Source organism: Cupriavidus sp. 10L45, assembly GCF_056395225.1.
Genome location: NZ_JBFTJC010000004.1, coordinates 44,627 through 67,119, shown reverse-complemented (window position 1 = coordinate 67,119; position 22,493 = coordinate 44,627). Strand labels below are relative to the sequence as shown.

The 22,493-nt window shown below is 67.0% G+C and carries 20 protein-coding genes; 13 read left to right on the top strand and 7 right to left on the bottom strand.

Going from position 1 to position 22,493, the window contains the following annotated elements; all coding sequences use genetic code 11:
* Position 1: 1 nt before the first annotated feature.
* The 4 genes from paoC to AC1DFU_RS08335 all read right to left on the bottom strand — a co-directional run bounded on the left by paoC (position 2) and on the right by AC1DFU_RS08335 (position 4,907).
* On the bottom strand, positions 2–2,218 hold the full coding sequence (gene paoC, locus AC1DFU_RS08350; RefSeq protein WP_092294989.1) for an aldehyde oxidoreductase molybdenum-binding subunit PaoC: 2,217 nt from the start codon (positions 2,216–2,218) through the stop codon (positions 2–4).
* 24 nt (positions 2,219–2,242) lie between these two features.
* On the bottom strand, positions 2,243–3,193 hold the full coding sequence (locus AC1DFU_RS08345) for an FAD binding domain-containing protein (RefSeq protein ID WP_092294990.1): 951 nt from the start codon (positions 3,191–3,193) through the stop codon (positions 2,243–2,245).
* On the bottom strand, positions 3,190–3,858 hold the full coding sequence (paoA, locus tag AC1DFU_RS08340) for an aldehyde dehydrogenase iron-sulfur subunit PaoA (RefSeq protein ID WP_092294992.1): 669 nt from the start codon (positions 3,856–3,858) through the stop codon (positions 3,190–3,192). The genes AC1DFU_RS08345 and paoA overlap by 4 nt, the downstream gene beginning before the upstream one ends.
* A gap of 134 nt (positions 3,859–3,992) precedes the next feature.
* Positions 3,993–4,907, bottom strand: coding sequence for a LysR family transcriptional regulator (locus tag AC1DFU_RS08335; protein WP_369823431.1), 915 nt, complete (start codon positions 4,905–4,907; stop codon positions 3,993–3,995).
* Positions 4,908–5,015: 108 nt separating this feature from the next.
* On the opposite strand from AC1DFU_RS08335, the gene AC1DFU_RS08330 reads away from it, so the two are divergent.
* Together AC1DFU_RS08330 and AC1DFU_RS08325 are read left to right on the top strand one after the other, a co-directional pair.
* A complete protein-coding gene (locus AC1DFU_RS08330; protein ID WP_441592712.1) occupies positions 5,016–6,122 on the top strand; it encodes an NADH:flavin oxidoreductase/NADH oxidase in 1,107 nt (368 codons plus the stop codon).
* Positions 6,123–6,203: 81 nt separating this feature from the next.
* Positions 6,204–6,614: a rubredoxin gene (locus AC1DFU_RS08325; protein WP_092294995.1), complete on the top strand. Its 411-nt coding sequence runs from the start codon at positions 6,204–6,206 to the stop codon at positions 6,612–6,614.
* 93 nt (positions 6,615–6,707) lie between these two features.
* Here the strand turns inward: AC1DFU_RS08325 and AC1DFU_RS08320 are convergent, their stop codons facing one another.
* Positions 6,708–8,600, bottom strand: coding sequence for a lactonase family protein (locus AC1DFU_RS08320; protein ID WP_441592711.1), 1,893 nt, complete (start codon positions 8,598–8,600; stop codon positions 6,708–6,710).
* Between the two features lie 168 nt (positions 8,601–8,768).
* Positions 8,769–9,695 carry a LysR family transcriptional regulator gene (locus tag AC1DFU_RS08315; protein ID WP_441592710.1) on the bottom strand — a complete coding sequence of 309 codons (927 nt, stop codon included), beginning with the start codon at positions 9,693–9,695 and terminating at the stop codon, positions 8,769–8,771.
* Positions 9,696–10,078: 383 nt separating this feature from the next.
* On the opposite strand from AC1DFU_RS08315, the gene AC1DFU_RS08310 reads away from it, so the two are divergent.
* From AC1DFU_RS08310 to AC1DFU_RS08260, 11 genes are all read left to right on the top strand, one after another.
* On the top strand, positions 10,079–10,996 hold the full coding sequence (locus AC1DFU_RS08310) for an alpha/beta hydrolase (protein WP_092295001.1): 918 nt from the start codon (positions 10,079–10,081) through the stop codon (positions 10,994–10,996).
* Between the two features lie 181 nt (positions 10,997–11,177).
* Positions 11,178–12,443 (top strand): efflux RND transporter periplasmic adaptor subunit, encoded by a 1,266-nt coding sequence (locus tag AC1DFU_RS08305; RefSeq protein WP_441592709.1) that lies wholly within the window; start codon positions 11,178–11,180, stop codon positions 12,441–12,443.
* A 104-nt stretch (positions 12,444–12,547) separates the two neighbouring features.
* On the top strand, positions 12,548–15,736 hold the full coding sequence (locus AC1DFU_RS08300) for an efflux RND transporter permease subunit (protein WP_441592708.1): 3,189 nt from the start codon (positions 12,548–12,550) through the stop codon (positions 15,734–15,736).
* A gap of 37 nt (positions 15,737–15,773) precedes the next feature.
* The gene (locus tag AC1DFU_RS08295; protein ID WP_092295006.1) at positions 15,774–17,291 is read left to right on the top strand and encodes an efflux transporter outer membrane subunit; all 1,518 of its coding nucleotides are present in this window, start codon (positions 15,774–15,776) and stop codon (positions 17,289–17,291) included.
* A gap of 131 nt (positions 17,292–17,422) precedes the next feature.
* Complete coding sequence (locus AC1DFU_RS08290; protein ID WP_441592707.1) at positions 17,423–17,830, top strand: hypothetical protein; 408 nt, start codon at positions 17,423–17,425, stop codon at positions 17,828–17,830.
* Between the two features lie 69 nt (positions 17,831–17,899).
* Entirely contained in the window at positions 17,900–18,370 is a 471-nt protein-coding gene (locus tag AC1DFU_RS08285; RefSeq protein WP_092295008.1) for a DUF2127 domain-containing protein, read from the top strand.
* Between the two features lie 100 nt (positions 18,371–18,470).
* Positions 18,471–18,761 (top strand): antibiotic biosynthesis monooxygenase family protein, encoded by a 291-nt coding sequence (locus AC1DFU_RS08280; RefSeq protein ID WP_092295010.1) that lies wholly within the window; start codon positions 18,471–18,473, stop codon positions 18,759–18,761.
* A gap of 14 nt (positions 18,762–18,775) precedes the next feature.
* A complete protein-coding gene (gene pssA / locus AC1DFU_RS08275; RefSeq protein WP_092295012.1) occupies positions 18,776–19,408 on the top strand; it encodes a CDP-diacylglycerol--serine O-phosphatidyltransferase in 633 nt (210 codons plus the stop codon).
* Between the two features lie 62 nt (positions 19,409–19,470).
* Complete coding sequence (locus AC1DFU_RS08270) at positions 19,471–19,737, top strand: type II toxin-antitoxin system Phd/YefM family antitoxin (protein ID WP_441592706.1); 267 nt, start codon at positions 19,471–19,473, stop codon at positions 19,735–19,737.
* Positions 19,734–20,123 (top strand): type II toxin-antitoxin system VapC family toxin, encoded by a 390-nt coding sequence (locus AC1DFU_RS08265; RefSeq protein ID WP_092295016.1) that lies wholly within the window; start codon positions 19,734–19,736, stop codon positions 20,121–20,123. Before AC1DFU_RS08270 ends, AC1DFU_RS08265 begins: the two co-directional genes overlap by 4 nt.
* A 33-nt stretch (positions 20,124–20,156) precedes the next feature.
* On the top strand, positions 20,157–21,425 hold the full coding sequence (locus tag AC1DFU_RS08260; RefSeq protein ID WP_441592705.1) for a serine hydrolase domain-containing protein: 1,269 nt from the start codon (positions 20,157–20,159) through the stop codon (positions 21,423–21,425).
* On the opposite strand, the gene AC1DFU_RS08255 is transcribed toward AC1DFU_RS08260, so the two are convergent.
* Positions 21,422–22,444 (bottom strand): helix-turn-helix domain-containing protein, encoded by a 1,023-nt coding sequence (locus AC1DFU_RS08255; protein ID WP_092295020.1) that lies wholly within the window; start codon positions 22,442–22,444, stop codon positions 21,422–21,424. The two genes, AC1DFU_RS08260 and AC1DFU_RS08255, sit on opposite strands and share 4 nt — an antisense overlap.
* Positions 22,445–22,493: the final 49 nt, after the last annotated feature.

Sequence of the window (22,493 nt, the reverse complement as noted above, 5' to 3'; positions counted from 1 at the left end):
CTCAGGCGGACAGGTCGGGCATCCGCCCGAGCAGCTTGTCGAGCGTGACCGGGTAGTCGCGCACGCGCACGCCGGTGGCGTTGAAGACCGCGTTGGCGATGGCGGCCCCCACGCCGCAGATGCCCAGTTCGCCCACGCCCTTGGCCTTCATCGGCGACGACATCGGGTCGGTTTCGTCGAGGAACACCACCTCCTGCGGGCCGATGTCCGCATGCACGGGCACCTCGTAGCCGGCCAGGTCGTGGTTGATGAAGCAGCCCAGCCGCTTGTCCACCGCCAGCTCCTCCATCAGCGCCGCGCCCACGCCCATCGTCATCGCGCCGATCACCTGGCTGCGGGCCGACTTCGGGTTGAGGATGCGCCCTGCGGCGCAGACCGCCAGCATGCGGCGCACGCGGATCTCGCAGGTGTCCGCATCCACGCCGACTTCCACGAAATGGGCGCCGAAGGTGGATTGCTGGTAGCGGCGCGTGAGGTCGCCGAACTCGATGGTGTCTTCGGCCACGATGTCGCCGCGCGCGGCCACGGTGGCCAGCGGCACGGCGCGCCCGCCCGGGTTGTTGCCGCCGGCGCGGACCCGGCCGTTCTCGAACACCGCCGTGGCGGCATCAAGACCGGCCTGCGTGGCAATCGCCTCGCGCAGCTTCACGCACGCGGCGTAGACGCCGGCGGTGGAGCTGTTGCCGCCCCACTGGCCGCCCGAGCCGGACGAGACCGGGAAGGTCGAGTCGCCCAGCCGCACGATGACCTTGTCGATCGGCAGGCCCAGCATTTCGGCGGCGGTCTGGGCGATGATGGTGTAGCTGCCCGTGCCGATGTCGGTCATGTCGGTTTCCACGGTCACCATGCCGCGCTTGTCCAGCCGCACGCGCGCGCCGGACTTGGCCACCTGGTTGTTGCGGAACGCCGCCGCCACGCCCATGCCCACCAGCCACTGGCCGTCGCGCACCGCGCCGGGGCGCGTGGCGCGGCCCTTCCAGCCGAAGCGCTCGGCGCCGATGCGCAGGCAATCGACCAGACGCCGCTGCGAGAACGGGCGCTCGGGCTTCTCCGGGTCCACCTGGGTGTCATTGCGTACGCGGAATTCCACCGGATCGAGGCCGAGCTTGCCGGCCATCTCATCCATGGCGATCTCCAGCGCCATCATGCCGGGCGCCTCGCCGGGCGCGCGCATGGCGTTGCCTTCCGGCAGGTCCAGCGCGGACAGCCGCAGCGCGGTCATGCGATGGGCGCCGGCGTAGAGCAGGCGCGTCTGCTGCACCGCGTTCTCGGGCTTCACGCCGTCGATGTCGCCGGACCAGCTTTCATGGCCGATGGCGGTCAGCCGGCCGTCACGCCCGGCGCCGAGGCGGATGCGCTGGATCGTGGCCGGCCGGTGCGGCGTGTTGTTGAAGATCAGCGGGCGCGTCAGTGCCACCTTCACGGGCCGGTGTACCGCCCGCGCGCCGAGGGCGGCGAGCACGGCATCGGCGCGCACGAACAGCTTGCCGCCGAAGCCGCCGCCGATAAAGGGCGAGATCAGGCGCACGTTGTCCTTCGGCACGCCGAGCGTCTGGGCGAGGTCGCCCCGGCTCCAGTCGATCATCTGGTTGGAAGTCCACACCGTGAGCTGGTCGCCGGTCCAGCTCGCCATCGACGCATGGGGCTCCATCATCGCGTGGGCCTGGTCGGGGGTGGAGTAGGTGCCGTCCAGCTGCACCGGGGCCGCCGCGAAGGCGCCGGGGAAATCCCCACGGGCCGATTCGGGCGTGCCGGACTTCGGGCGCGTGGCCCCGTCGCGTGAGGCGGCGAGGTCGAAGCTGCCGCGCTCGCGTTCATAGCGCACCCGCACCAGCTGCGCGGCGGCGCGTGCCTGCTCGAAGGTCTCGGCCACGACCAGCGCGATGGCCTGATGGTAGTGCTGCACCTCCGGGCCGCCCAGCAGCCGCGCGTTATTGAAGCGGCCCTTGCCGAGCGTGCCGGCGTTGGCGGCGGTGACGATGGCCAGCACGCCCGGCGCGCGGTGCGCGGCGTCGGTGTCGATGCCGGCGATGCGGCCCTTGGCGATGCCGGCGCCCACCACGTAGCCATAGGCGGCGTTGCGGGCAACGTCGTGCCATTCATAGGCGTAGCGGGCGACGCCGGTGGTCTTGAGCGGGCCGTCGATGCGGTTGAGCGGCTGGCCGACCACCTTGAGCTGGTCGATCGGATTGGTGGTGGCGGGCGTGTCGAATTTCATCGGAGCGTCCTTGTTTCCGTTCGGTCAGCGCTTGGCCTGCAGCAGCACAGCGCCGAGCGTGCGCTCGGTCAGCGCCACCTTGAAGGTGTTCTCGGGCGTGGGCGTGGCGCCTTCCAGCAGGCGCTGGGTGACGGCGCGCGCGCCGCGCGGCAGGTCCGCCTCGGCGGCTTCCACGCGCCACGGCTTGTGCGCCACGCCGCCCAGCGCCACGCGGCCGGTGCCGTCGCGCTGGACGATGGTAGCCACCGAGACCAGCGCGAACGCGTACGAGGCCCGGTCACGCACCTTGCGGTAGGCGTGCACGCCGCCGAGCGGACGCGGCAACGTGACGGCCGTGATCAGCTCACCGGGCAGCAGCGCGGTCTCGATATGCGGCGTGTTGCCAGGCAGGCGATGGAAATCGGCAATCGGGATGACGCGCGCGGCGCCATTCGGCTGGACGGTTTCCACGGAGGCGTCGAGCAGGCGCATGGCCACGGCCATATCGCTCGGATGGGTGGCGATGCACGCCTCGCTCACGCCGATCACCGCGTGCTGGCGCGTGACGCCGCCGATGGCCGAGCAGCCGCTGCCCGGCGTGCGCTTGTTGCACGGCAGGTTGGTGTCGTAGAAGTAGGGGCAGCGGGTGCGTTGCAGCAGGTTACCGGCCGTGGTGGCCTTGTTGCGCAACTGGCCCGAGGCGCCGGCCAGCAGCGCGCGGGACAGTACGCCGTAGTCGCGCCGCACGCGGGTATCGGCGGCCAGGTCGGTATTGCGCACCAGCGCGCCCACGCGCAGGCCGCCCTCGGCGGTGGGCTCGATCTTGTCGAGCCGCAGGCCGTTCACGTCGATCAGGTGCGAGGGGGACTCGATGCCGAGCTTCATCAGGTCGAGCAGGTTGGTCCCGCCCGCAATAAAGCGGCTACCCGGCGTGCGCGCGGCGGCTGCGGCGGCCTCCGCCGGGGTCTTGGCGCGTTCGTAGCTGAAGGGATTCATGCCTGCCTCCCGGCCACTTCGGTCATGGCGTCGGCGATGTTGGCGTAGGCGCCGCAGCGGCAGATATTGCCGCTCATGCGCTCGCGGAACTCCACCACGGTCATCTGGGGCCGCGCGTTGAGGTCGGCGCTGACATGGCTGGGAATGCCCTGGCGGATCTCGTCGAGCACAGCCACGGCGGAGCAGATCTGCCCCGGCGTGCAATAGCCGCACTGGTAGCCGTCATGCTTGACGAAGGCGGCCTGCATCGGATGCAGGCTGTTGGGCGTGCCCAGGCCCTCGATGGTGGTGACCTTGCCCCCGTCGTGCATCACGGCCAGCGACAGGCAGGCGTTGATGCGCCGGCCATCGGCCATCACCGTGCAGGCGCCGCACTGGCCGTGGTCGCAACCCTTCTTGGTGCCGGTGAGGTGCAGGTGCTCGCGCAGGGCATCGAGCAGCGTGGTGCGGGTGTCCAGCTTGAGCGTGTGGCGGCGCCCATTGACGTCGAGCGTGACGCTGGCCACCACGGGCGGGCGGCTGGCGTTGGGGGAGGGCGAGGGGGTGTTTACATTAGTGGGGCTGTCCTGCGCCTGGGCGGCTGGCACGGCCGCTGCGGTGGCCGATGCCGCGCCCGCCTTGAGCAGGTCACGCCGTGACATTCTGATGTCGCCGAAATCTTCCATGGGGGGCATCCTTGTTTTGTGGACTTTCGGGCAAGGCAAACCGGAATGATAGGAGGCGTGGCCCACAAAGGGTAGACGCAGGAATCTGCATACACTTGTTAGCTGTGCTCATGAATGCAGGCCATCGGCGCCCGTCACAGCTCCGGTGGCAGCAGGCAGACCATGCTGCCGCAGGCCGCCTCGATCCGTTGGCGGAGGTACCGGATCACGCCCGTGGCGCGTGCCGACAGGGGCCATTCGGCACGATGGATCCACCACAGCGTGTCCACCACCGGCGGACCGCATTCGGCCACCTTGACCGGGCGGGTGCGCTCCCACGCCTCGCGGGCGAAGCGTGGCACCACGGTGAAGCCGAGCCCCCGCGCCACCGGCTCGTGCAGCATGCCAATCTGGTTGCTGAAGCCGCGCCTAGGCAGGTGGAACGCCCCTGGGTTGCCGGGAAAGCGCCGACTCAGCAGCCGGTTGGCCATCGCCTGGCCTTCGGCATGGTCGATGAAGCCGATGCGCACGAGATCGTCCCAGCTATGGACTTCCTCGTCGGGCGGGATCACCAGTTCCAGCGGTTCCTCGATGAACGGCGTGGCCGTCAGGCGCGTGTCGTCCGGCTTGAGCGTGACGATGCCGAGTTCGTAGCGGTTGTGCAGCACCGCCTCCAGCACCTCGGTATCGGGCGCGAAGCGGTGCCGCACGGCCAGCCCGGGATGCTCCTGCTGGAGGTCCAGCAGCATCGGGTAGATAAATAGGCCGATGCTCCCTGGCGTGATCAGCGCCACCTCGCCCTGTGTGGCATCGGCGTCGGAGAGCCGCGAGGCCAGCCGCTCATGCGCCTGGTTCACCTCGGCGCAGTATTCGAGCAGCGCCGCGCCCGCCGGGGTCAGTTCCAGGGCGCGGGGGCGCCGGATCAGCAGTGATCCATACATCTCTTCGAGATGCCTTACGTGTTGACTGACGGCGGCCTGGGTCAGCCCGAGGCGGTCTGCCGTGCGCGTGAAGTTGCCCAGCTCGGCCAGGGTGGCGAAGGACTTCAGCCATTGCGGGTTCACCATCATGGATTCACCATAACAAACTCTTATTGCGACGATAATTACCAGATAGTTTTCATTATAGCGGCGCCCGCCTACGATTGGCACCCTCGACAACACCCCCGGAGCCATCCGATGAGCGACGCCGCTTTGTTCACCCCCTTCACGCTGAAAGACGTCACGCTGCGCAACCGCATCGCCATTCCGCCGATGTGCCAGTACAGCGCCGTCGACGGTGTCACCAACGACTGGCATCTGGCGCATTACACCGGGCTGGCGCGTGGCGGTGCGGGCCTGGTGATCGTCGAGGCCACGGCGGTGTCGCCGGAAGGCCGCATCTCCCCGGGTTGCACCGGCCTGTGGAACGACGAGCAGATGGCCGGCATGGCGCGCATTGCCGCCGCGATCAAGGCCGGCGGTGCCGTGGCCGGCATCCAGATCGCCCACGCCGGCCGCAAGGCCAGCGCCAACCGGCCCTGGGAAGGCGACGACCATATCGCCGAAGACGATGCGCGCGGCTGGCCGACCATCGCCCCGTCTGCCGTGCCGTTCGGCGCCCACCTGCCCAAGGTGCCGAAGGCGATGACGCTCGACGACATCGCCCGCGTGCAGGCCGACTTCGTGGCCGCCGCCAAGCGCGCGCTGGAAGCCGGCTTCCAGTGGCTTGAGCTGCACTTCGCGCACGGCTACCTCGCCCAGAGCTTCTTCTCGCGCCACGCCAACCAGCGTACCGATGGCTATGGCGGCGACGTGGCCGGCCGTAGCCGCTTCCTGCTGGAAACGCTGGCCGCCGTGCGCGAAGTCTGGCCGAAGAACCTGCCGCTGACCGCGCGCTTTGGCGTGATCGAATATGACGGCGACGACGCTCGCACGCTCGACGAATCGATCCAGCTGACCCGTGCGATGCGCGAAGGCGGGCTCGACATGCTCAATGTCAGCGTCGGCTTCACCATCCCCGACGCGCAGATCCCGTGGGGCCCGGCCTTCCTGGCCCCGGTGGCCGAGCGCGTGCGCCGCGAGGCCGGCCTGCCGGTGGCGGCGTCGTGGGGCATCGACAATCCGGCCATTGCCAACCAGGCCGTTGCCGATGGCCAGATCGACCTCGTCATGGTGGGTCGCGCGCTGCTGTCCAACCCGCACTGGCCCTATCAGGCGGCCATGGCGCTGAACGTGGAACGCCCGTCGTGGGTGCTGCCGGCGCCGTATGCGCACTGGCTCGAGCGCTACCGGGTGCAGCAGTAAGGCGGATCCCGGCGGCGCGGCTTGAAGCGCCGCCGATCATCCCCATCTAGGCGCCTTTGCCGCCCTCAACCCGATCGACGCATGTACAAGAAAGGCTCCGTCCTAGAACTTCAGTTTTCCCCGCAACGCCTGAACGATGGCGCTGGTGATCCGTTCTGGATCGACTTCACGCTGGAGGAGACCCAGGCGCTGATGGCGAGGCTCCAGGGTCACATGGCCGATCTGGCGAGCGCCACGGCCGCGCCGCTGGTCTTCAGTCTCGATGACCCCGAAACCAGCCAGGACGCCCCCGCCAGCGCCGGGAAGCCAGCGGCCCCCGAAGCGGAATTCAAGCAATGGGTGTGCATCATCTGCGGCTGGGTCTACGACGAAGCGGCCGGCCTGCCCGAGGACGGCATCGCGCCCGGCACGCGCTGGGAAGACATTCCGGACGACTGGCGCTGCCCCGAGTGCGACGTGGGCAAGGAAGACTTCGCGATGGTGGAGTTCTGAGCGGTCCGAGCTGATCAGTACCTGAAATGAAAAACAGGGCGGGAATGCATCCCCGCCCTGTTTTTTTTGGCTTTTCCCCTCAGGCGGTGGCGCCTACCACGGCACGCTGTACAGCAGTGTCGGCGCGGCCAGGATCGACACGGTTGCGGGCGTCAGCGGCGTCAGCGCACCGGTCACGCCGATAACGTACTGGCGGATTTCGAGGCTGCTGGCATTCGGCACATAAAGGAAGCGCCCGGTCGGGTCGATCGTCGGCGCGCCGGGAAGGGTGCCCGCGGCAACGGTGGGCTGGGGCATCGCCACCAGCGTGCCATCGGCGGCGATCGTGTACTGCGAGATCCTGCCGGATGCCGGGCTCGTGGCGTACAGGTAGCGGCCCGAAGGGTCGATGCTGAGGTGCTGTGGCTGCCCGTCGGTGGCAATGAGCACGGCCGGCAGGGGCGTCACATTGCCTGCACCGTCGACGCGATACTCCATGATTCGGTTATTGATGGGGTCCGCCACATACAGATAGCTGTTGGAAGGATGCATCGCCAGCGCTGACGGCGCCACAGCCAGGGCGAGATGGCTGCTGGAGGTCAGCGAGCCATCCGGGGCGATCGCAAAGACGTCGAACCCCGGTGTGGCGGACGAGCTGGCAATCAGGTACTGGCCATCGGGCGTAGCGACCATCCTATCGGGCCGGAAGGTCGTCCCAATCGGGGTCGTCGGGGTCGTCATGTTGCCGAGGACATCGAGAGTGGCGGTGCGGATGTTGAATACGTCACTTCCCACGAAGAGGAACCGTCCGAGGGGGTCGCGCAACAGGCTGGTGGGCGTGCCGCCGTAGGCCCAGTTCCCCGCGCTGCTGATCCACGTGCCGTCCGCGGCCACGTCGAACTTGTACGTCCATCCGCTCGTCGTCGAAAAGTACAGCGTTCTCAAGCTGTCGTCATAGGCCATGGCGATCGGATCCCCGCTGTAGCCATAGGCATTGCCGGAAATGACCAGCTGGCCGTCCGACATCACGCTGTAGACGTCCGTCCGCGTGGCGAAGGCGGCCGGCATGTAGAGGGTGCCAATCGGCTGCGAGGTGCAGATCACTGCGATATTCGTGACGTTGGCGGCGGCCACCGTGCCGGAGCTGTTCACCACGGTACAGGTCTGCCCGAGTGGCAGGGTGTTGATGGTGACATTGAAGGTGCCGCCCGTCGGAAGGGCGGTCGGCATGGTGAATCCGCCGTTCTCGGAAATCGTGAGGAAGTCCGTGCCGTTGTTGGCCAGGGTGACCTGGCTCGACAGACCCGCCACGGTGCCGCCCACACTGTATGTGGTCGTGGCGCAAACCACGTCCACCGAGGCAATGTCCGCGATGACCGCGCTGCCTTGGTGGCCATTCACGGTGCAGGTCTGGTGGGCCGGCTGCGCGGACACCGTCACGAGGTAGCTGCCGTTGTAGGGCACCGGCGTCGGAAAGCTGAACGTGCCATTCGCGCTCAGGGTCAGGGTATCCGCGCCATTGTTGTGCAGGACGACCGACTGCCCGCCAGCCAGTCCGCTGACCTTGCCACCGACGGTGAAGCGAGTGGTGGCACAGACCACGGCGATATTTGTGACCGCTGCGGTCACACCGGCCCCGGCGCCGCCTGCCACCGAGCAGACCTGTCCGGCCGGCTGCTGGGCGATGGTGACCGCGTAGCCGCCGTTATGCGCCACGGGCGTGGCGAAGGTAAAGCTGCCGTCGGCGGACAGCGTCAGCGCATCCTGCCCGTTGTTTTGAAGCACCAGTTGGCTGCCGGCGGCGAGGCCGGCGAGGGTGCCGCCAATGGCGTACGGGCCGGGGGGTGCCGGCACTGTGGGCGCCGTGGGCACTGCCGGTGCCTCGGTGGATTCGTCCGCCGCGCATCCGCCCAACAGCAGGGCGGTGAACAGCGCGAGGCATGGCAGAAAGGCGGCTTGTACGCGCAAAGGCCGCGCGGCGTGGCGCCAGCGCAGGAGATGGCTCATGATTGGACCCGTTTGTGATTATTGTTGATATGTCAAGCGGCAGAAACGTAGCAAGAAAACCGGTGTGAATCAATACGGCGCGATCCATCCCCGCTTCGTGTTGGACGCTGAAATGAAAAAACCCCTTGCACAGCGGTGCAAGGGGTTTGCGGACCGGTCTGGCAAGGCCTACGCCGCCAGTTGCTGCGGCGCCACGCCGAAGTGCGGATGCCGGGAGAACAGGTCGGCCGCCCAGTTCACGAAGACCCGCACTTTCGCCGACAGGTGGCGGTTCTGCGGGTACATCGCCGAAATCGGTAATTCCTCGGTCTGCCAGTCACCCATGACCTCGACCAGCCGGCCGCTCTGGACGTAGGGCTCCGCCATTGCCCGCGAAATCTGGGCGATGCCGTGGCCTTCCAGCGCGCAGCCGATGTAGACGTCGGCGTCGTTAGTGGAGATGGCCGAGGGCAGCAGGATCTCGCTGCTCTCGCCGCCGCGTGACAACGTCCACGGCATTTCGCGGCCGTGCCGGTTGGACAGATAGTTGATGGCCTTGTGCTGCGCCAGCTCGGTCAGGTCGGCGGGTGTGCCAAAACGCCGCAGGTAGATCGGCGAGGCAAAGAACGCCAGTTTGACCTGGCCCAGGCGCCGCGCCACCATCGCCTCGTCCAGCGAGCCCACGCGCAGCACGACGTCCACGCCTTCCTGCAACAGGTCGATAGGCTTGCCGTTGATGGTCAGCTCGAGCTTCAGTTCCGGGTAGGCATTGTAGAAATCGTGCAGGTGGGGAATCAGCACCATCCGCGCGAGAGCCGCCGTGGTATCTACGCACAGCGTGCCCCGTGGCGAGTTGTTGTGGCGCGTCAGTGACTGTTCAGCTTCCTCCACGTCCGCGAGAATGCGCACGCAGCGTTCGTAATAGGCGGCGCCGTCCGTGGTCACGCTGATACGCCGCGTGGTCCGGTGCAGCAGCTTGACGCCGAGATGGGTCTCCAGGTTCTGGATCAGGCGGGTGAGCGTGGCTTTTGGCAGGTCCAGGGACTCCGCCGCGCGCGCAAAGCTGCCGACATCCACCACCCGAGTGAATGCCTGCATAGAGACAAGACGATCCATGATGTTGCTTCCGAAAGGGGTGAGACCGGGGGCTACGTTCCGAAGGATGGTGTCTGGCGGGAGTGGGGTCGCGCATGTCAAGTGCGTGCCCTGGGTTTGCTGCCGGCGGTCCGCCAGTGGCGGCCGGAGCGGGGATGGGTGGAGGTCTGGGGGCTCGGTGGCGGGCGCGGTTCCCCAACCGTGCGTGCACCGAGGACCGGAGTGAATCACATTTCCGGTGTCCTTGCCAAGCGTGTGGTTTCACTTCTCGCAACACTCTGGCGATTATTCCACTCCAGAAACAGTGCGTTGGCAATCTCCAGCTTTATCCCAATCGGGTCAATCACCATAATTCGTTGCATCGCAACACAGTATCGACGGCCCGTGCAGGCGTCGTAACCACCATGTCAAAGACCGTGAATCCCATCACCCCCGCCGTGAAACCGGCTGCAGGCAAGGGAGAAGCGCGCGCTGAGCAATACATGGTGGCGAGCGGCGACCGCGAGATCAAGGTCTGCGTGGCCTATCCCGCCGGGTATGCACCGGCGGCGGGCAGCACCGAGTTGCTGCCGTGGCTGGTGTACCTGCACGCGGGCGGTTTTGTCGAAGGTGGCGTGGAAGCGGCACAGGCATTGGCGCGGGATCTGGCGAAGTCGGTCCCGGCCGTGGTGGTGACGCCGGCGTATTCGCTGGCGCCTGACCATCCGTTTCCGGCCGCGCCGGAAGATGCGGTGAATACGGCGGTCTGGGTGCTCAAGCACGCCAAGAAGCTGAAGGTGGACAAGCTGCGCTTCGCGCTGGTCGGCGAGGAAGCCGGCGGCAATCTCGCGATTGCGCTGGCGCAGATGCTGCGTGACCGCGGCCTGCCGCAGCCCGCCGGGCAATGGCTGATCCGCCCCGTAACGGACCCGTGCCTCCAGCACGCGTCGATGTGCACGACCGGCCAGGTGCCGATGGAGATGCTGCGCCGCCTGGCCTGCAACTATCGTGATTACCTGCCCACGCCGGCCGCCAGCGTGCACCCGTATGCGGCACCGGCCATGGCATCGCGCCTGGTGGGGCTGCCGTCCACGCTGGTGCAGGTGGCCGAGAAAGATGCGTTGCGCGCCGAGGGCGAAGCCTTCGCGGCAAAACTCGTCAAGGCGGGCATTCCGGCCCGCACCCTGATCATGCCCGGCGCCTGTGGCGACGGGGTGGAAGAATCCCATGAGCAGTGCCAGGCATGGGTCAACGAAGGTGCGCGGTTCTTGCGCGAGTGTTTTGCGCAAACCGACGATACCTCATCACCGGCCGAACGCCGGCCCGGCGCTCAAGGAGCCTGAGCTACCGGAGCAAGTTAGCCAGCGCCCTTTGAGGCTGGCAGCGGTAGTGGCATAGCCCCGTCCATCCAGGCGGGGACGAACCCTTGTTTCCCATTTTTCCGGGCCTTCCAGCCCGGCGGGGGGCGTTCGGCCTTTTGCTTTTCCAGTTGAAGAAAACCCGACGAACACGGAGTGAAGAAAAATGAATCATCAGTCTCGACGCACGCTGATCGCCATTGCCATCGTGGCAATCCTGGGCGCCGGCGTGGCGACCTCGGTTCTGCGTCCCTGGCACGGCGGGGAAGCACAGGCCAACCCGGCACCGTCCGCCCCTGCGGTGGAAGTGGCGGCGGCTGTGGGGCAGACCATCACCGAATGGGATGAATTCTCGGGCCGCATCGAGGCCGTGGACCGCGTGGAGATTCGTCCGCGCGTCTCCGGCACCATCGACACGGTGCATTTCCGCGAAGGCTCCATCGTGAAGAAGGGCGATCCGCTGTTCACGATCGACCCGCGTCCCTATGCGGCCGAAGTGGCCCGTGCCGACGCCGCGCTGAACGCGGCCCAGGTGCGCGCCAGCCACGCGCAGAGCGAAAAGGTACGCGCCCAGCGCCTGCTGGATGACAACGCCATTTCGAAGCGCGAGTTCGACGAGCGCATCAACGCTGCCAGCGAGACCACCGCCGACGTGCGTGGCGCGCAGGCTGCGCTGGAAGTGGCGCGCCTGAACCTGAGCTACACGCGCATCGTTGCACCGGTTTCGGGCAAGGTGTCGCGTGCGGAAATCACGGTGGGCAACCTCGTGGCGGCGGGTGCGGCTTCGCCGCCGCTGACCACGGTGGTGTCGGTCTCGCCGGTGTACGCGAGCTTCGACGTGGACGAGCAGAGCTACCTGCGCTACACGGCGCCGGGCGCCGGCGGCGGCAAGAACGACCTGCCGGTGTTCGTCGGCCTGGCCAACGAGGACGACTACCCGCACAAGGGCAAGATCCACTCGGTGGACAACCGCCTCGATACGCGCAGCGGCACCATCCGCGTGCGCGCGGTGTTCGACAACGCCGACGGCCGCCTGCTGCCGGGCCTCTATGCCAAGGTCAAGCTCGGGGGCGGCACGCCGCACCCGGCGGTGCTGATCAACGACCGCGCCATTGGCACGGACCAGGGCAAGAAGTTCGTGCTGGTGGTGGACAAGGCCAACAAGCTGGTCTACCGCGAGGTGAACCTCGGGCCGTCGTTCGAAGGGCTGCGCGTGATCCGCAAGGGTCTGCAGCCGGGCGAGAACATCGTCGTGAACGGCCTGATGCGCGTGCGCCCGGGCGACACGGTGGCGCCGAAGCCGGTGGCCATGGCCTATCGCAGCGAACTGGAACCGCGCGGCACCACGCCGGACCGCAAGCAAGCTGCCGAGGACAAGGCGGGCCAGACCGACAAGCCTGTCGAAGCCGCAGCGGCCAAGACCGTGAGCTGAGCACTACCCCGCAGTACGCACAGGTAGCTTAATTTTTTCTCCCTTGCAGCATATGGCGTCCGCTCCGGCGGACGGCCAGGGGGAGTGCTTTCGCCGAGACCAAGATGAATCTCTCGAAATTCTTTATCGATCGCCCGATCTTCGCGGGCGTGTTGTCGGTGCTGATCTTCCTGATCGGCGCCATCTCGATGTTCAAGTTACCGATCTCGGAGTATCCCGAGGTGGTGCCGCCGTCGGTGGTGGTGCGCGCGCAGTTCCCGGGCGCCAACCCGAAGGTGATCGCCGAAACGGTGGCCACGCCGCTGGAAGAGCAGATCAATGGCGTCGAGGACATGCTCTACATGAACTCGCAGGCCAACAGTGACGGCAACCTCACGCTGACGGTGACCTTCAAGCTCGGCACGGACCCGGACAAGGCCCAGCAGCTGGTGCAGAACCGCGTCTCGCAGGCCGAGCCGCGCCTGCCCGAGGACGTGCGCCGCCTGGGTATCACGACCGTCAAGAGCTCGCCCGACCTGACCATGGTGGTCCACCTGGTCTCGCCGAACGACCGCTACGACATGACGTACCTGCGCAACTACGCGCTGATCAACGTGAAGGACCGCCTTGCGCGGATCCAGGGCGTGGGTCAGGTGCAGATGTTCGGCGCGGGCGATTACTCGATGCGCGTGTGGCTGAACCCGGAGAAGATCGCCGAGCGCCATCTTGCCGCGTCAGACGTGGTCAAGGCCATCCGCGAGCAGAACGTGCAGGTGGCAGCCGGTGTGATCGGCCAGTCGCCGTCGCTGCCTGGCACTGACCTGCAACTGTCGGTGAACGCGCAGGGCCGTCTGCAGACCGTCGAGGAATTCGGCGACATCGTCGTCAAGACCTCGTCCGACGGCGTGGTGACCTACCTGAAGGACATCGCCCGCATCGAACTCGGTGCGTCGGAGTACGCGCTGCGCTCGCTGCTGGACAACAAGTCCGCCGTGGCGCTGCCGATCTTCCAGGCACCGGGCTCCAACGCCATCCAGATCTCGGATGACGTGCGCAAGACCATGGCCGAGCTCAAGGAGAACATGCCGGAAGGCGTGGACTACAGCATCGTCTATGACCCCACGCAGTTCGTGCGCCATAGTATCGAGGCCGTGGTTCACACCCTGTTCGAGGCCATCGCGCTGGTGGTGCTGGTGGTGATCCTGTTCCTGCAGACCTGGCGCGCGTCGATCATCCCGCTGCTGGCAGTGCCGGTGTCGATCGTCGGTACCTTCGGCCTGATGCATGCGTTCGGCTTCTCGATCAACGCGCTGTCGCTGTTCGGCCTCGTGCTCGCCATCGGTATCGTGGTGGACGATGCGATCGTGGTGGTGGAGAACGTCGAACGGAACATCGAGGAAGGACTCTCGCCGAAGGAGGCCACCTACAAGGCCATGCGCGAAGTGAGCGGCCCGATTATCGCCATCGCGCTGACGCTGATCGCCGTGTTCGTGCCGCTGGCCTTCATGACGGGCCTGACCGGCCAGTTCTACAAGCAGTTCGCGCTGACGATCTCGATCTCGACGATCATCTCGGCCTTCAACTCGCTGACGCTGTCGCCGGCGCTGTCGGCCTTGCTACTGCGCGGCCATGATGCGCCGAAGGACTGGCTCACGCGTGGCATGGACAAGGTCTTCGGCGGCTTCTTCAAGCGCTTCAACCGGTTCTTCCACCGCAGCTCCGATAACTATGGCCGCGGCGTGACGGGTGTGATCCGTCGCAAGGGTGCAGTGTTCGGCGTCTATGCCGTGATGCTGGTGGCGACGTGGGGCGTGTTCCAGATGGTGCCGAAGGGCTTCGTGCCGGCGCAGGACAAGCAGTACCTGGTGAGCTTTGCCAAGCTGCCGGACGGCGCCACGCTGGACCGTACGGAAGACGTGATCCGCCGCATGTCGGATATCGCCCTCAAGCATCCGGGCGTGGAATCGGCCATTGCGTTCCCGGGCCTGTCGATCAACGGCTTCACCAACAGCCCGAGCGCCGGCATTGTGTTTGTCTCGCTCGATCCGTTCGATCAGCGCAAGAGCAAGGAGTTGTCCGGCGATGCCATCGCAGCGGATCTGAACAAGCAGTACGGTGCGATCCAGGACGCGTTCATCGCCGTGTTCCCGCCGCCGCCCGTGCAGGGCCTGGGCACCATCGGCGGTTTCAAGCTGATGATCGAGGATCGCGCCGCGCTGGGTTATGACGCGCTGTTCGATGCGACCAATGCGTTCATGGGCAAGGCACGCGCCACGCCGGAGCTGGCTGGCATCTTCAGCAACTACCAGGTGAACGTGCCGCAGCTCGACGTGCAGCTGGACCGTACCAAGGCCAAGCAGCTCGGCGTGCCGGTGACGGACGTGTTCGATACGCTGCAGACCTACCTTGGCTCGGCGTACGTGAACGACTTCAACAAGTTCGGCCGTACGTATCAGGTGAAGGTGCAGGCAGATGCGCAGTTCCGCGCCCATGCCGAGGACATCCTGCAACTGAAGACCCGCAACGTGAATGGCGACATGGTGCCGCTGTCCTCGCTGGTCCAGGTGAAGCAGGGCTTTGGCCCGGACAGCGTGGTGCGCTACAACGGCTTCACGGCCGCTGACATGAACGGCGGTCCGGCACCGGGCTTCTCGTCGGGTCAGGCGCAGGCTGCAGCCGAGCGCATCGCCGCCGAAACGCTGCCGAAGGGTATCAAGTTCGAATGGACCGAGCTGACCTATCAGGACATCCTGGCCGGCAACGCGGGTGTGTGGATCTTCCCGCTGTGCGTGCTGCTGGTGTTCCTGGTGCTGGCAGCCCAGTACGAGAGCCTGACGCTGCCGCTGGCCGTGATCCTGATCGTACCGATGAGCCTGCTGGCCGCCATGACCGGCGTGTGGCTGACGCGTGGTGACAACAATATCTTCACGCAGATCGGTTTCATCGTGCTGGTGGGGCTGTCCGCGAAGAACGCGATCCTGATCGTCGAATTCGCACGGGAACTGGAGCACCACGGCCGTACGGTGGTGCAGGCCGCGATCGAAGCGAGCCGCCTGCGTCTGCGCCCGATTCTGATGACGTCGTTCGCGTTCATCATGGGTGTGGTGCCGCTGGTGGTCTCGACCGGCGCCGGCTCGGAAATGCGTCATGCGATGGGCGTGGCGGTGTTCGCGGGCATGCTCGGCGTGACGTTCTTCGGCCTGTTCCTGACGCCGGTGTTCTACGTGGCGCTGCGCCTGTGGGCCACCCGTGGCCAGCGTAAGGCCGTGGCGAATGACGCCTCGGCTTCGCACGCGGTGGCATCGGCGGAATAAGCCAATCAGAGACATGAAAGCAAAAAGGGAACACATCATGATTGCGCAATTGACACGCACGCTGCCCCGCCTGGCCACACTGGCCGCCGCGCTGGTGCTGGCGGGTTGCTCGCTGGCGCCGACCTACAAGGTGCCCGAGACCGCCTCCGTGCCCGCGTTCAAGGAAGCGGAAGCGGCGCAGGCCGAAGGCGCGCAGTGGAAGACCGCCACGCCGGCCGAGGGCCAGCATCGCGGTGACTGGTGGAAGGTATTCGGCGATGCCGACCTGGACCGCCTGATCACGGCCGCCAACGGCAGCAACCAGGACCTCGCTGCCGCAGCCGCCCGGCTGAAGCAGGCGCGGGCCTTCATGGGCGCGACCGAGGCCGACCTCTATCCGCAACTGAGCGTCGGGCTCGATCCGACGCGTACGCAGGCGTCAGCCGCCTCGCAGGGCCTGCCTGACGGCACCCGTGTGTCGCCGCAGACCGTGTACAAGGCCCGTGCCTTCGCCAGCTACGAGCTGGACCTGTTCGGCCGCGTGGCCAGCAGTGTGAACGCCGCCCGGGCAGACACCCAGGCTGCCGAGGATCTGTATCGCTCGGTGCAACTCGCGCTGCAGGCTGACACCGCGCAGGCCTACTTCGCGCTGCGCACGCTGGATAGCGAACGCGAACTGCTGAACGCGACGATCAAGCTGCGCGAGGATGCGCTGTCGCTGCTGAAGAAGCGCTACGACGCCGGCGAGACTACCGACCTCGATCCGGCCCGTGCCGAAGCCGAACTGGGCACCGCGCGCGCGGACCTGGCCGGTATCGAGCGTCGCCGCGCCAATCAGGAGCATGCGCTGGCCGTGCTGACCGGCGTGCCGCCGGCGCAGTTCACGCTGGCTGCGCGGCCGTTCGACACGGCACCTGTGGCGGTGCCGGCCGGCCTGCCGTCGGAGCTGCTGGAGCGCCGTCCCGATATCGCCGCCGCCGAGCGGCAGATGGCGGCCGCCAACGCGCGGATCGGCGTGGCGAAGGCCGCGTTCTTCCCGCGTATCTCGCTGACCGCGCTGTTCGGCTTCGAATCGGCCGATCTGTCGAACCTGTTCAAGTGGTCGTCGCGTACGTGGATGCTGGGGCCGCTGATTGGCACGACCGTCGCGCAGACCGTGTTCGACGGTGGCCGCAACAGCTCCAATCTGGCCGGCGCCCGCGCCGCGCACGAGGAAACCGTGGCGTCGTACCGGCAGACCGTGCTGGTGGCCTTCCGCGAAGTGGAAGACAGCCTGGCCGACGTGCGCTGGCTGAGCCAGCAGGGTACGGCGCTGGACGGCGCGCTGGCCGGCGCCCGCCGCGCGCAGCGCATCTCGCGCAGCCGCTACGATGCCGGTGCGGTCGATTACCTGACCGTGATCGACGCGGACCGCACGGTGCTTCAGTCGCAGCGTGAGGCTAATCAGGTCGCGGGCCTGCGCGCAGCGGCGACGGTGTCGCTGGTGCGCAGCCTCGGCGGCGGCTGGGGTCCGCTGCCGGAGTCTGTGGCGGCCAACGGCACCGCGCAACCGGCGGCGCAACAAACCGCCCAGTAGCCTAGGCAGTAAGCGGCGTAACAAGTCGTAAGCCCCGGCAGGGGCACGCTGGCGCGAGGTATCCAGAGCACTACACTGGATGCATCGCGCCAGTTTCTTTTTGTAGCGGCGCCATGAAAGAGGAGGGCGCCATGCCATCGAGACTGCTTGTTGCCATGATGGCCGCCACCCAGTTGTCGCTGGGCATGCTGTGGCCCCAGTGGGCAGGCGCCCAGCCCTCGACCACGGGATCGATCGCGGTAGGCGGCTCGGCGCATGTGAAGGGGCCAGTCACGGTGCAGGGCACCCTGAGCGTGGACGGCAGCGTCTACGCAGAGGGTCCGATCACCGCCGCGTGGTTCTCCTCCCCGGGGCGCGGCTATCCGCCGCCGCCGGCGCGCGGCCTGCTCAAGGTGTTCCATGGGCCGTTGACGGTACATGGCACGATGGTGGTGCACGGCGACCTGCATGTCGATGGGCCGCTCACGGTCACCGGCCCGCTCGAGGCCGGCGGTGGCATCGACGCCGGCGGCCCGATGGTGGAGCGGCAGGCGCGCTAGGCCAGCCGGGCGATCCGTCCCGCCGCGAATGCTGCACAATGGCGGCTTCGTCGACTCCCGCAACTCGCCATGGCAAAAGGGGCAGCAGCCAGCCCGCAACTGGGCCTCAAGAGCATTGCAATGTTCGAAGCCGCCAAGGGCGCGCTCGTCATCCTGGCCGGCATCGGCCTCGTGGCGCTGCTGCACCGCGACGCGCAGGCACTGGCGGAAGCCATCGTCAGCCGCTTCCATATCAACCCGGCGAGCCGGTATCCCACCATCTTCCTGTCGCTGCTTGCCCATCCCACGGATGGGCGGCTCTGGGCCATTGGCGGCTCGGCCGCGATGTACGCGCTGATGCGGTTCACCGAAGCCTATGGCCTCTGGCGTGGGCGCGCATGGGGCAACTGGCTCGGCGTGTGGTCCGGCGGCATCTATATTCCGGTGGAGGTTTACGAGGCGATCCGCCATCCCACATGGCTCCATGTGGGGCTGGCCGTGGCCAACGCGCTCGTGGTGGCCTACCTCGTGATGGGGCTGGCGCGGCACCGCGTGACGTGACGAGCGCGCGCCAAAATCTGCTAAGGTAGACAGCAAGCCGCTTCGCGGCGCATTGCTGACTGATCGGAAGACTCTGATCCCACCCGAACACGAGACCATCATGATTCACGAAATCGCCCAGATCACCATCAAGCCCGGCATGGAGTCGCAGTTCGAAGGCGCTGTGGCGCAGGCCAAGCCGCTGTTCCTGCGTGCGCGCGGCTGCCACGGCATGAACCTGCGACGCTCGATCGAGCAGCCGTCGCAATACGCGCTCGTGGTGGCCTGGGAAACCGTGGAAGACCACATGGTCCACTTCCGCGAGTCCGACGACTTCCAGACCTGGCGCAAGCTCGTGGGCGACTGCTTTGCCGCGCCGCCCCAGGTGCATCACGTCACCACCGTGCTCTGACCCGGAGGTTGCGCATGGCGACACCCCAGGAGCGCCCACGGCATTTCTCGATGCTACGCGACCTGCAGCTGGCCGATTTTTTTACACTGGCCAACGCGGCGTGCGGAATGGGATCGGTATTTTTTGCCATGTACTACGTGGCCGAGCCGATGCTGACCTATTTCTACATCGCCGCGGCGCTGGCGCCGGCAGCCTTCATCTTCGATGTGCTCGACGGCCGTATCGCGCGCTGGCGCCACGCCCATTCGGCGCTGGGCCGCGAACTCGATTCGCTGTCTGACATCATCTCCTTCGGCGTGGGCCCGGCCACGCTGGCCTTCGCCGCCGGCATGCGCGGCGGCTGGGACCTCGCCGCGCTGATCTACTTCGTCTGCTGCGGCGTCAGCCGGCTGGCACGCTTCAACGTGACCGCCGAAACGCTGGCCGAGGGCACCGGCAAGGTCAAGTACTTCGAAGGCACCCCGATCCCGACCAGCGTGGTCCTGACCGGCATCCTGGCCTGGTGCGCCGCCGCTGGCCGCATCGGCGATGCCCTGCCCGCCGGCGCCTGGCTGATCGGCCCCGGCACCTTCCACCCGATGGCGCTGCTGTTCGTCCTGAGCGGCTCGTTCATGATCAGCAAGACGCTGCGGATTCCGAAGTTTTAGGGCGTTTTCGTCCTGCCGCCGGATGGGCTATACTTAGCTAAGAAGATTAGCTAGGATAAAAGATGCCAACCATCAACATGCATGAGGCCAAGAGTCAGTTGTCCAGGCTGGTGGATGCGGTCGAGTCCGGCCTGGAGACCGAAGTCATCATTGCCCGCAATGGGAAGCCGGCCGCGAGGCTGGTGCCGATATCGGCTTCGGTGGATGTGTCCAGGCGCATCGGCGGCGGCAGGGCGTTGTTCGGGGCGGTGATGGACGACACGACGCTGGCCAAGTTCAACGAAGTGGACGAGGACGTTGCCGCGCTGTTCTATGGGGAGCGTGAATGAGGCTGCTGCTGGATACGCACATCGCCTTGTGGGCGGCCTTCGATGCCCCCCAATTGCCGCCAGCCGCCGCCGAGTTGATCGCCAATCCCATCAACGACATCTTTGTGTCCACGGCCAGCCTGTGGGAGATTGGGATCAAGTCGTCCATCGGCAAGCTCGAACTCACGGCTACGCAAGCCTCGACTGTGTTCGACTTGTGTGGATACCGCTCCCTGGACCTGACCAAGCTGCATGCGCGCACGCTTGACGGACTCGCGCTGAATCCGAACCACAAGGATCCGTTCGACCGCATGCTGGTGGCACAGTCCCTGTCAGAAGGCATGACGCTGCTGACGGCGGATGCCAAGATGTCCGGCTACCATCCGGTGCTGGTCCGCATTGTGTGATCATCGCGATAAAAACAACCAGGAGATTCGGCGATGCAAGACAAGACGGTGCAAGGTATGTCCCGGGCCCGGCTGGAGCGGGTCGAGCAGTTCCTCGATACCAACTACGTATCCAGCGGCAAGCTGCCCGGCACGCTGGTCCAGGTGTGGCGGCGCGGCGAAGTCGTGCTGAATTCCGTGCTGGGCGTGGCCGACCGCGAGCGGCAGACGCCGCTGGCCGAGGATTCGATCTTCCGCATCTACTCGATGACGAAGCCGATCACCTCGGTGGCGATCATGATGCTGGTGGAGGAGTGCAAGATCGCCCTCGATGATCCTGTCAGCAAGTACATCCCGTCCTGGGAGAACCTCGGCGTTTATGCGGGCGGCTATATGGATAGCTTCCAGACCCGGCCGGCCAAGCGCCAGATGCTGGTGGTGGACCTGCTGCGCCATACGTCCGGCCTGACCTACGGCTTCCAGCAGAACAGCAATGTCGATGCCGCCTACCGCAAGCTGAAGATTGCCGACCGGACCACCGAGGGCACGACGCTGGACGACATGGTCGGGCAGTTGTCGAAGCTGCCGCTGGAGTTCTCGCCCGGCGAGGCGTGGAACTACTCGGTTTCCACCGACGTGCTGGGCTATCTGGTCGGCAAGGTCAGTGGCATGCCGTTCGAGAGCTTCGTCAAGCAGCGCATCCTCGATCCACTGGGCATGGTGGACACCGCGTTCCACGTGCCGGAAGACAAGGTCTCGCGCTTCAGCGCCTGCTATGCCGTGGGCGTGCTTGGCTCCAAAGTGGTGTCCCAGGACCGTCCGACACTGCAGGACGACCCGCGCACCAGCCCGTACCTGAAGCCGCCCACGCTGGTTTCCGGCGGCGGCGGGCTCGTTTCCACGGCCGCCGACTACCTGCGCTTTTCGCGCATGCTGCTGCAAGGCGGTGAACTCGATGGGGTGCGCCTGCTCGGCCCCAAGACGCTGGCGCTGATGACCGCCAACCATCTGCCGGGCGGGCAGGACATCCCGCGCCTGTCGCGCTCGATGTTCAGCGAGGCCACCTACGATGGGGTGGGCTTCGGTCTCGGCTTCGCCACCACGGTCACGCCGGCGAGCACGCTGATGCCGGGCAGTGCGGGCGACTTCTTCTGGGGCGGCGCCGCCAGTACCTTCTTCTGGGTCGATCCCCAGGAAGACCTGATCGGCGTGTTCCTGACGCAGCTGCTGCCGTCGTCCGCGTTCCCCGTGCGGCGCCAGTTGCGGACGCTGGTCTATAGCGCGATCACCGAGCCCGGCCCCGCAGCACGTGGCAGGGGCTAAGCCGCCCCCGCGCGCAACTCGGCCCGCACCGAGTGCGCGCGCCGGTGCGCCCCGGGCGGCAGGCCGGTGTGCTTGCGCACCACGGAGCGGAACGCTGACATATCCTGATAGCCGCACTGCTCGGCAATCGCCGTCAGGCTCAGCGTGGTCACCTCCAGCAGATGGCAGGCGCGTTCCGCGCGCAGCTTGTGCAGGAACTGCAGCGGCGACATCCCCACCGATTTCATGAAATGCCGCAGCAGCGTGCGCTCGCTGGTGGCGGCCACCGCTGCCAGCCGCGCCAGGTCGTAGGGATCGGCCAGATGCTGTTGCAGGTGCCGGCGGGCGCGTAGCACCACGCTTTCTCGGGGCGCGTCGCCAGCGCGGAGCCATATCTTCAGCGCCGCGCCGCGCTCGGGCTGGTCCAGCAGGGTATTGCCGACGGTGCGGGCCAGCGCGTCGCCGGCCATGCGCGCCACGGCCCGCTGCATCAGCACGTGGATCTGCTCCATCGCGCGCGCGCTGAGCAGGTTGCCGCTCTCCACGATGGCCTGATCGGCCGGCAGCCGCCGCGCCGGCTCCCCGGCGCGCATCCAGTTCCCGATCAGCCACGGCACGGCCAGCCGCCACGGCTTGGGCAGTGTCAGGCCGACCAGCAGCGCCACCGCCGTGAATGGCGCCACCAGCAGTGCGCCGTTGGCCGCCGCCGCCGCGATGGCCGCGCGCTCGGCATCGATCTTTGATAGCAGCAGTTCCAGCCCGGCGATATGGTCGAACAGCGGCGGGCCGATCACGACCATGCTGTCGCTGTCGGCCTGCGCGAGGGCGTCCAGCCCGACCACCTCGGCCCGCATGACCTCGGCGGCGGCGCGCCAGCGATCGGGCTCGGCTGCTGCGATCCGCCACTGGAAGGGCGTGGCGTGGCCGCGCCGCCGTGGCTGCATGGAGGCGAGCGTGTTCGCGATCATCAGCGTATCGGCCGCCACGGCCAGCGTGGAGACCGCCACGGCGGGATAGCAGATCAGATAGACGATGGTCATCGGAGCGGGGGCGGCGCCGCATGGCGGCATTGCCACCAATTCTGGCGAG